At 41.3% G+C, this 10638-nt stretch carries 6 protein-coding genes; 3 read left to right on the forward strand and 3 right to left on the reverse strand.

Features of this window, described 5'->3' with window-relative positions; translation table 11 throughout:
• Positions 1–2: 2 nt before the first annotated feature.
• The 3 genes from ACFQZJ_RS02190 (at position 3) to ACFQZJ_RS02200 (ending at position 7247) form a co-directional block, all read left to right on the forward strand.
• Positions 3–1499, forward strand: coding sequence for a sulfatase family protein (locus ACFQZJ_RS02190; RefSeq protein WP_379931956.1), 1497 nt, complete (start codon positions 3–5; stop codon positions 1497–1499).
• A 674-nt stretch (positions 1500–2173) separates the two neighbouring features.
• On the forward strand, positions 2174–5290 hold the full coding sequence (locus tag ACFQZJ_RS02195) for a SusC/RagA family TonB-linked outer membrane protein (RefSeq protein WP_379931958.1): 3117 nt from the start codon (positions 2174–2176) through the stop codon (positions 5288–5290).
• A 19-nt stretch (positions 5291–5309) separates the two neighbouring features.
• Positions 5310–7247 carry a SusD/RagB family nutrient-binding outer membrane lipoprotein gene (locus tag ACFQZJ_RS02200; RefSeq protein WP_379931960.1) on the forward strand — a complete coding sequence of 646 codons (1938 nt, stop codon included), beginning with the start codon at positions 5310–5312 and terminating at the stop codon, positions 7245–7247.
• Between the two features lie 461 nt (positions 7248–7708).
• Here the strand turns inward: ACFQZJ_RS02200 and rimM are convergent, their stop codons facing one another.
• The 3 genes from rimM to ACFQZJ_RS02215 all read right to left on the reverse strand — a co-directional run bounded on the left by rimM (position 7709) and on the right by ACFQZJ_RS02215 (position 10533).
• Positions 7709–8239 (reverse strand): ribosome maturation factor RimM, encoded by a 531-nt coding sequence (gene rimM, locus ACFQZJ_RS02205; protein ID WP_379931961.1) that lies wholly within the window; start codon positions 8237–8239, stop codon positions 7709–7711.
• A gap of 12 nt (positions 8240–8251) precedes the next feature.
• A complete protein-coding gene (locus ACFQZJ_RS02210; RefSeq protein WP_379931963.1) occupies positions 8252–8836 on the reverse strand; it encodes a 30S ribosomal protein S16 in 585 nt (194 codons plus the stop codon).
• Positions 8837–9111: 275 nt separating this feature from the next.
• The gene (locus ACFQZJ_RS02215) at positions 9112–10533 is read right to left on the reverse strand and encodes a sulfatase family protein (RefSeq protein ID WP_379931965.1); all 1422 of its coding nucleotides are present in this window, start codon (positions 10531–10533) and stop codon (positions 9112–9114) included.
• Positions 10534–10638 lie beyond the last annotated feature (105 nt).

The following is a 10638-nucleotide window of genomic DNA, read 5'->3' on the forward strand; positions in this document are numbered from 1 at the left end:
TTATGGGCAAGAGTTCTTTTTTTTATGCTCCCTATCTATTTTTTACAATACTAGTCTCGGTGCTCTCCTGCGAAGAGGAACCTAAAATAATAGTTCCGGAACAGCCTAATTTACTGTATATTTTTCCTGACCAGTTCAGGAATGCTTCTTTGGGGCTGCATCATCGCGACCCAGTTCATACGCCTAACATGGATAAGCTAGCCTCAGAGGGCCTAGTTCTGACAAATGCGATCAGCAACTTTCCTTTATGCAGCCCTCACCGAGCCATGTTAATGACCGGTAAATTACCGTATAACAATCAAGTATTGACCAACAGTAATAGCCAACGTTATAAATACAATAATTCTTGGCAACGGCACGATGTAAGCTTCTCGGATATTTTAATAAGGAACGGGTATGATGCTGGTTATGTTGGGAAATTACACCTTACCTCTCCCCGGCCCATAGCCGGAAAAGATTCGATAATATGGGATGCCTATACCCCTAAGGAGGATCGTCATGGTTTTAATTTTTGGTACTCCTATGGCACTTATGACCAACACTTTACACCTCATTATTGGATTAATGATGCAAAAGAAGAAGAACTTACGTATATAAACGAATGGTCACCTAAACACGAGGCGGATATCATTATAGAGTATATAAAAAACAAAAAGGATACCATGAGGAACAAGAAAAAACCTTTTGCCCTTTTTTGGTCCATGAATCCGCCACATCCACCCTATCAACATGTACCTGAAAAATATTTAGAGCCGTATAAACACAGGTCTTTGGAGGAGTTATTAATAAGAGTAAATGTCGATTTAGATACAAAAGCTGAGCATTTAGCTTTTCATAAAGGAGCTACAAGGGGCAGAGCGCAATTAGCAAAAGAACACGTGCGCAATCATTTTGCTATGATTACTGGGGTAGACGAACAGATCGGTCGCGTGCTACAAGCGTTAAAGAAAGAAGGCTTGGATGAGAATACCATTGTGGTCATCTCCTCGGACCATGGTGAAATGATGGGAAGTCATGGATTAATGTCTAAAAATATTTGGTATGAAGAGGCTATCAATGTACCTTTCATCATAAAGTGGCCTAAACGCATAGGAATGGGATTAAAGAATGATATCTTGTTAGGTACTCCGGATATTATGCCAACATTAGTAAACCTCATGGGAGCAACGAAGGGTGTACCCTCCGATCTGGACGGACAGGACTTATCAGATCAATTGCTTACGGGAAAAGGTGAAAGTCCGTCATATCAACTCTATTATTATATCGAAGAGGGTAGGCCGGAATCTGGGCATCGAGGCATACGCACAAAGCAATACACCTATGTAGTTGCTATTGAAAATTCTGGAAATATCCATAAATATGTATTCGATAATTTGGCAGACCCCTATCAAATGCAAAATTTGGCAGCAAGAAATATCTTGTTACAGCAGGAACTTCATGCTAAACTTTTAGATGCACTTGAATTGAAGAAAGATCCATGGCTCAAAAATTTTAGATAGCTCAGTTTAGCCAATTAATTAAGTGATTGTTACGGCATTTCTTTTAAAGAGCGTAAAGGATGATGCAATTAAGCGTTTTTGATTTTAATAATGGTGATTTCCGTATAGGATGTCACTAAAATTATTTTCCCCACCTGCTAAATCCTTTGTGTCCAAAGATGTAGATAGGAATTAAAATACTGACATGGACAACAGCACTAATATTTTGGAGAAGCTAAGTCCATTTGTGAAATCCTCAAGTAAAATATGGTTAGGGTATAAGCGCAATGGTACTATTGCTAAACATTTCGCTTATTAAGGCTAACAGCTTAAATAAATTTGTGAAAATATCTTTACCGCTAAAATATTTGTTCAAAACAAACCAAGTGGTGATGAGATAGTGTACTGAAAGTAAAAAGTGCTGAATTTCAATATTTTAACGTATAGGTTTACCTGTCTTAACCCATTCTATGACCACCGGCCCCTACGTTTCCTTTAAACTTGTAAATAGAAGTATCTAGATTTTAATAATATGTTACACATAAGACATATATACTAAAACGTTTTCGTAATTTGCTATTTGACTGTAATCTGGCGTTATTCGTCGAATATTTTCTTTATATTATTAGTCTGTCATCAAATTCGATGTTCAATGAAATTTTGAACAACTAACAGCAAAACTAAACTCCATCTCTATGAACAGAAAAATCTTTGGGTTTTTAACACTTGTAGCCTTACTACTCTCACAAACGATTTTGGCGCAAGAAACCACGGTTTCAGGAACCATCACTGACGAATCGGGCATGCCGCTTCCGGCTGTGAATGTTATTGAAAAAGGCACTACAAATGGAACTTCCTCTGACTTTGATGGGAACTACTCCATAACGGTATCAAATAACGCGATACTGGTATTCTCCTCCCTAGGTTTCACCTCCAAGGAAGTGGCTACCGAAAACAGGGCTACCATAAACGTAAGTCTTACAGAAGATTCACAAATGTTGGATGAAGTTGTTGTAACGGCCTTAGGTATCAAAAAAGAAAGAAAAGCACTAGGCTACGCGGTACAGGAAATAAAAGGTGGTGAACTTTTGGAAGCAAGAGAGACCAACCTGGTTAACGCCATGTCCGGTAAAGTATCCGGTCTTCAAGTAATACGTGGTAGTAACGGTCCTGCTAGTTCTTCTAAAATTGTGTTACGTGGTAATAATTCACTTACCGGAGATAACCAACCCTTGATTGTTGTAGATGGTGTGCCCATGGATAACTTTACGGGTGGTAATAACGAAAGTTTTTTTAATCCCTCAGCGGATTTGGGTAACGGTCTTGGAGACATTAATCCAGATGATATTGAGTCAATGTCGGTATTAAAAGGTGCATCGGCAGCCGCACTATATGGATCGCGTGCAGGTAACGGTGTAATTTTGATTACGACCAAAACCGGAACAACAAGAAAGGGTCTAGGGATTACCGTTTCTACATCAACTGGTTTTCAAAATGTATTCATGAATCCGGAATTTCAAAATTCCTTTGGGCAAGGTGATCGCGGTAACTATGATGTACTAGCGACCCAAAGTTGGGGGCCACAGATCAATGGTCAGACCGTGCAGGATTGGAAGGGTGACTTGGTTACGTTACGATCGCATGATAATCTTAGAAATTTTTACAATGGTGGTTTGACCAAGAACTATGGCCTTTCCTTTCAACAACAGGTTTCTGATGGGACTTCACTCTATTCTTCGTTAAACTATTTGGACGACAGGGGCAATATTCCAAATGCTTCTTTTAAAAGGTTCAACTTCACCACTAGAGCCGTTTCAAATTTTGGTCCGAATAAAAGATGGACAACGGACGTTAAAATTCAATATACAGCAGCGAATGCTCAAAACCGACCGCTAGGAGGTGAGAATATAAACAACGTTCATCGTTCGATAATAGGTCTTCCAAGAACCCTAAATCTAAACGATTTCAGAAACCCTGTAGATGAATTCGGTAACATGGTTTGGTTTTTGGAAAGCAACTCAGTAAACCCATTTTGGGCTGCGCAAAACAATCTTAACCAAGATAGCAGGGATCGCTTTTTATTAAACGGTGCAATAAAATATAAGCTCAACGACTGGATAACCGCAGAACTAAGAGGTGGTGCGGACATGTATACAAACAATGCAGAAACAAAACAATTTTCAGGTAGTCCACTTTCTCCCAATGGCCGTTTTAGTTTAAGTAAGGACGTTTTTATTGAAGAAAACTACCTGGCTATTGTAAATGGTTCCAAAAGTGATATTCTTGGTAAACTAGGTTTCTCCTTTACGGCGGGGGCACAGTTAATGCAACAACGACGTGACGGCATCAGTGGTAACGCTGGGGAATTGGAGGTTCCAAATCTTTTCTCGCTGAATAATGGTATCAACCAGGCATCGGTGGGGCAAAGTTTTAGTCAAAAGAAGATAAATTCTATGTTTGGCTCCATAGGTTTTGACTACGATGGTATACTTTTTATGGATGTAACCGGAAGAAACGATTGGACTTCCACATTAAGTCCTGAGAATCGCTCTTTTTTCTACCCTTCGGTTAATGGCTCCTTTGTTTTCAGCGAGCTGCTAAATACCTCCGCAGAAGGATGGTTCAATTTTGGTAAAATCCGCGCTTCTTATGCTACGGTAGGTAACGATTTGGCTCCTTTTCAGCTTTTGAATGTGTTTTCTATTGGTAATGACCCCAACAATAATACAACGGCAGGAACAAACAATACATTGAACAATCCGGATTTGGTAAACGAGTTGATAAAATCTTCCGAAGTTGGTGTGGAAGCGCGTTTCTTTAACAATCGCCTATCGATAGATGCCGCTTGGTACCGTACGAATTCTACAAACCAGTTATTGGCCATTCCATTAGACCCGCTAAGTGGCTTTAACTCCCAAAGAGTAAACGCAGGCGACATACAGAACGAAGGTTTTGAAATTACCTTGAACGCAGATGTTTTCCGCAATCCAAATGGTTTCTCTTGGAACACCAATGTCAATTTCGCAAGAAATAGAAACACAGTAGAGGCTCTTATAGACGATGTATCTCAATTTCAATTGGGCGGTTTCGATAACTTAGCTGTAATTGCCCCTGTAGGAGGACTATATGGTGAAATCTGGGGAACTACCTTCCGCCGGATAGAAGATGAAGCTAGTCCTAATTTTGGTAAAATAGTTGTAGATGGAGATGGTCTGCCGTTGCCTTCCGAGGGTAATGTAACTTCTAAACTGGGCAATCAACAGCCAGATGCGTTGATCGGTTGGTCCAATACGTTTGCTTACAAGAATTGGTCTATAGGTTTCTTGCTTGATGCTAGTTTGGGTGGTGATATTTTCTCTGGAACCAATAGATTCCTGCAACGCTCCGGTAATGCAGCAGTAACTGTAATAGATGGTGGCCGTGAGGACATCGTTGTAGATGCTGTAGTAGATGATGGTACGGGTAACTTTGTTGCGAATACTACCGCGGTAACACCACAGGATTATTGGACCGCGCTCGCCAATAGGTCAGGAAACCTGGGTATTGCGGAAGCCTTTATTTATGATGCCACGCACGTACGTCTTAGAAACGTAAGCATTAATTACGTACTTAATTCTAAATGGCTTAAAAACACGGGTATTCAAAGTGCTAAATTTGGCCTTTCCGCTAATAATGTTTGGATGATACATAGCAACCTGAACGGCGTAGACCCGGAATCGGTTTTCGCTACACGATCTAACGCCACTGGATTTGAAAACCTGTCACCTCCAACAGTACGATCGTTGTTTTTTAATGTTTCCTTATCTTTATAAAAAATAAAAATTGAAAATTATGAAAAAAAGTAAATTATTAACTAAAATGGGGCTGTGCATCAGTAGTCTCGCTTTAATGGTTTCCTGTACGGAAGACTTCGAAGAAATCAATATTGACCCACAAGCGGCCAACGCCGATCAGGTGCAAGTAGAGTATTTTATCAACGCCTCTATAGGTGGAGCGCAACAGAATCCGCACATTGCAGAGCGGGTATTTATATTATACTGGAAGGCGGCCGGTAGAATGGATCGAATAGGAACCCTGCCCGTGGGAGGTGACAGCGATAGCTGGACAACGGATTATTACAATGACTATATTTCTAGGTGGTTACGAAACATAAACACGGCCATAACCGTAGCCGATGAGAAGATTGCAAATGACAATATCCGTGAGTATACGAATAACCTAAAACAAGTAGCACGTATATGGAGGGTATATTTAATGAGCGAGATGTCAGACAACTTTGGACCTATTCCGATCAATGGTTTTCAGGGTATAAATCCGGATTACGATAGTGTCGAGGATGTTTATTATTTTATGCTGCAAGAGCTTAAAGAAGCCACCGCGGCACTAGACCTTGACGTAGTAAACCCTAACGGACTGGCAGACCTAGATCCGGCCTACGGATATAATTATGCACAATGGCAAAAGTATGGGAACTCATTACGAATGAGACTTGCTATGAGGCTTTCAGAAGTGGATCCGGCAAAAGCACAACAAGAATTTGAAGATGCTGCCAGTGGTCCTATTTTGGCTACACCTGGCGATAACTTTAAAGTTGCGGAACTCGGTGGCTGGAACGATTACTCTGGAGTTATGACCAGACCATGGAACAATCAATATTTATCCCCTACCCTCAACAACCTTATGGTTGGTTTAGGCGGTGTGGAATCTACGACTACCTTGCCTGCGGATAAGCATGCCAGTATAAAGCCAGAAAATTATTTAGGCCTACAATTTGAAGACCACTTTACTAAATTGACTAACGATCCCTCCGCCGGTTTCTGGTTTGATGGTCTACATGCTAAAATCGATCCAAGAGCTTATAGTCTTTTTCCAATCCCTGGGGATACGGACAATACAGACTTTAACTCTTTTCCGCCATGGAACTCTGCAGCGACTACTACGGAAAGAAGTCTTATAATCGGTGAAGAAGACAATGATGAAAATGGGGAGACTAACGATATTGTCATAGATGGTGCCTTCTCATGGAACGCCCCTGTTATAGGAGAATGGGGAGAAAAAGGAAGTCGTAATAGATTAAGGTATCCAGGTACCCTTCCAAGATTGGGTAATAAATTCCGAAACAGTGCAGCCGAGCGAATCTTCTTTGCTTCATGGGAAACACATTTCTTAATTGCAGAAGCCGCCGTAAGAGGATGGAATGTACCAATGAGTGGACAAGCTGCTTACGAACAAGGAATAGCGGACAGCTTTGAGTATAATGGTGTTTCTGAGCACTTAGGGGCCTATTTAAGCTCTCAGGATTACAACAGGGCAGGTACATCTGTAAGTTGGAACCATACGGCAGAACCACCAGCGACGGTTACTATGGACTATGTGGACGGTTATACAGGTACGCCCGGTACAACAACCTTCGCATATCCAACTAATAATATTTACATGGGCGGTAGTGTTAAAAACGATTTGTTAAATAAAATTATAACACAAAAGTTCATTGCCCAAACCCCATGGCTACCATTGGAAACTTGGAGCGACCACAGAAGATTAGGGCTTCCTTTCTTCGAAAATCCTGCCGTAGAGGCGCCGCTTCCTGTAATGCCACAACTTACACCTAGTAATGTAATGACCAATAGTGTTGGGGTTTTCCCTCAGCGACTTAGGTTTCCGTCAGGATTCTCTAATAATCTGCCAACCCAATACGGGCAGGCAGTTGGAGCACTTGAAGGTGAAGATGCAATATTCACACCACTGTGGTGGGCAAAACAAGAGTAGCTGTTTTTTAATGATTGTTGAGTTAGTTTAATTTTGATAAAGCCTTGGGAATTTTCCTAAGGCTTTTCTTTTTGTACAATACCTATTGTAAGGAACTCGCAGGGTGAATGCTATGGTACTAGGGATGATAGTAAAAAGTATATAGTGATCTATCCGGCCCATTACACAATTGCCGTACTTCTTTCGTAAATAAAAGTTTGAGTTTTTCAGTTTAATGGTAGGGTATGACCATAGGTTCGATCATAAAGTTAGGTGTGTTATTATGATTCCATCCATGTCGGAAATTCTTCGCGATACTATATCCGTTTCACAGTGCTATTTGTGAAAACCTCAATTTATAAACCATGCGAAATGATTATGACCAGAGTCTTGGATTTGAGCATTAATTTACAACGTAAAACCAGCTACTATCAAAGAGTGTGGGGTAAACGGAACATGATTATAATATTACGGTAAGCAGGTTACAAATCCAGATAAAGCCCCACTAAACCCTCTGGAGTACTTACTTGAATAGTCTTGTTCTCCCTATCGACCTTTGTAATAATGGCATCGGTAATAGGGATAAGGAGTTGTTTATCCCCTTTTAAAACCTCAAATAATGCCTGAGACGTGCTATCGTTTATACCTTGTATGGTTCCAATGTCGCCATGTACGGCATCCATTACCGTAAAACCAATGACCTCATGGAAATAAAATTTATTTCCTGTCAATTTAGGCAGCATGGTAAGGGGTAAATAAAGTTCGGACCCCATGATGCGGTCCGCATCGGACTCCGTCTTCACCTCCTCGAAATCTATACGTAACAAATCGGATTTATGAAGGCGACATCTATCAATAAAAAATGGAACCAGGTTGTTTCCTAAAGAAACGAACACTGATTCCAAATTTTGATATATTTCAGGGTCATCGGTATCTAACTTTACAAGCACCTCTCCCTTAAAACTATATTTTGAAACGATTTTGCCTAGGTAGAAACAATCTTCCTGTCGCATATCGTTTGTATTTTATTTCTCTTCTGATGGTGTGGCAGCATCACCTTTCGCTTCTTCAACTGCGGCATCAAGAGCGGAAACAGGAGCTTCTTCAGCTGCCGTTTCCTCTACTTCTTTCGCCTCTTCGGCAACCGGTTCTGGAGCTAGGGCAGCGGCAGCCTCGGCAGCACGCTTTTCGTTTACTTCTTTCTCGGCCTTCAAGGCAGCTGCTTTGGCATCAGCCTTCTGCTTATCCAAACCACCGACCTTGGCGGCAACGGCAGCTTCTTTTTCTGCTAACCAGGCATTGAACTTTTCCGCTACTTGCTCCTCCGTTAGCGCACCTTTGCGTAAACCGCCCAATAAGTGATTCTTTAGCATCACCCCTTTATAAGAAAGAATTGCACGTGCAGTATCCGTAGGTTGTGCACCGTTCTGTAACCACTTTACGGAATTATCAATGTTTATTTCAATTGTAGCTGGGTTGGTATTAGGATTGTATATTCCTAATTTTTCCAAGAATTTACCATCTCTTTTTGCTCTTGCATCTGCTGCAACTACCCAATAGAATGGTTTTCCTTTTTTACCGTGTCTCTGTAATCTAATTTTTACTGGCATATCACATTAATTTGTAGGGTGCCCGACCCTTGATTATTAATTCTATATTTTGCTTTATCGTAAAGCGGATGCAAATATATAACTTTCGGCTATAACTCTTCCATATTTGATTACAAATTTATTTTCATCATTTGAAATCAATGTGCCGCATGTTTTTAATAACCTTGCATCCGTTAGGAAATTTCAATTCTCGGCTTAGTTTAACCTTGTGAATGCTTTTACGGCCGACTATTATAATCAACCTTACAATGAGCATCAAACCACACAAACAACCACTATTCCCGTTCCGCCAACTGATCTTTTCCTCGAATGAGCTTGGCCCTATGCCCGGAAACAAGTTCGTTAATGTTACTGAGTACTTCTGGATGACTGTCGGCAATATCAAAACGTTCACTTGGATCAAACGCAACATGAAATAGCAATGGTTTTTTATGTTCAATACGCGCACCGAACTCCCCATAAGCACCTTGGGTTATAAAATGCGCCTTGTAATCGCCTAGACGTGCGGCGAACAATTCAACTCCCCTATAAAACAGCACGCTTTTTCTGGGGCTGGGAAGACCTTGCAACAGGGCGTCCGTCAGGTCAAGACCATCCATAAGCCTGTCCTTGGGAATTTCTTGGTTTGCCATCCTGCTAAATGTGGTGAATAGATCCATGGTGGAGCCCAAATCGGAAACTACGCTGGGTTTGATCTTGCCGGGGCACCAAAAAATCGTGGGTACGCGCATGCCTCCATCCCAAGTGGTTCCCTTTCCCGCCCTTAACAGGCCTGCAGTACCGCCATTATTTTTGAACGGTAACCACGGCCCGTTATCCGAGGTAAAAATAACAATAGTATTTTCCGCAAGACCATTTTCTTTAAGGGCATTGATGATTTTACCGACCCCGTCGTCAATTTCTTCAATTACATCACCGTATAAACCCCTTTTACTTTTTCCTAAAAAATCTTTGGATGCGAACAACGGAATATGCGGCAGATTATGGGCGAGATACAAAAAGAATGGCTTTTTGCCTTGCCGATTTATAAAACTGACCGCCTCGTCCGAATAGCGTTTAGTGATGTTGTTCTGGTCTGCTGGCCGTTCTACAATCTTGGTGCCACGGAGCAAGGGTACGTTAAAATGCTCGGTCTTTATGGAATCGTTGGGCTGCTCCCAATAGTTTTGATGCCCCTTATTATTAATATGGTCCATGTCGTTTGAATAGGGAATGCCAAAATAGCTGTCAAATCCATGATTCGTGGGCAGATATTCCTCTTTATGCCCCAAATGCCACTTGCCTATCGCCGCCGTGGCGTAACCTACCTCCTTTAGTTGCTCGGCCAAGGTGATTTCGGACGCTGGCAATCCATTTTTGGAATCTGGGAAAAGCACGCGATGTTCGTTGCTGGCCATTCCGCTCCTTACGGGCAACCTTCCTGTTAATAAACCTGCCCTACTTGGTGTGCAAACGCTTGCAGCTGCATAAAAATTCGTCCATTTCTGACCTTCGAAGGCCATACGGTCCAAATGCGGTGTTTTTATAGATGGATGTCCGAACACGCCTAAATCGCCATATCCTAGATCATCGGCAAAAATGATGATGAAGTTGGGAGGTCTATTGCCCTCTTCTTGTCCATACGTACAATTACAAGTGAACATGCATCCCAACACGAAAAACAAATAAAAGCCTCTGGAAATTGTAGTTTGAATCATGGTTAAATGGATTTTAGTTTTAACAAGGTACTAAATATAAAAACGCCCTAGGTTAATAACTCTTGGTAACTCCTCTTTTTAAGCCAAGTCCTTTTACGTAATTTT

The sequence above is a fragment of the Maribacter chungangensis genome, assembly GCF_042676845.1.
Taxonomy (GTDB): Bacteria; Bacteroidota; Bacteroidia; order Flavobacteriales; family Flavobacteriaceae; genus Maribacter; species Maribacter chungangensis.

Bases quoted from the DNA above. Each gene is read 5' to 3' on its own strand.
- ACFQZJ_RS02190 (WP_379931956.1), top strand. From the start codon at position 3: ATGGGCAAGAGTTCTTTTTTTTATGCTCCCTATCTATTTTTTACAATA.
- ACFQZJ_RS02195 (WP_379931958.1), top strand. From the start codon at position 2,174: ATGAACAGAAAAATCTTTGGGTTTTTAACACTTGTAGCCTTACTACTC.
- ACFQZJ_RS02200 (WP_379931960.1), top strand. From the start codon at position 5,310: ATGAAAAAAAGTAAATTATTAACTAAAATGGGGCTGTGCATCAGTAGT.
- rimM (WP_379931961.1), bottom strand. From the start codon at position 8,239: ATGCGACAGGAAGATTGTTTCTACCTAGGCAAAATCGTTTCAAAATAT.
- ACFQZJ_RS02210 (WP_379931963.1), bottom strand. From the start codon at position 8,836: ATGCCAGTAAAAATTAGATTACAGAGACACGGTAAAAAAGGAAAACCA.
- ACFQZJ_RS02215 (WP_379931965.1), bottom strand. From the start codon at position 10,533: ATGATTCAAACTACAATTTCCAGAGGCTTTTATTTGTTTTTCGTGTTG.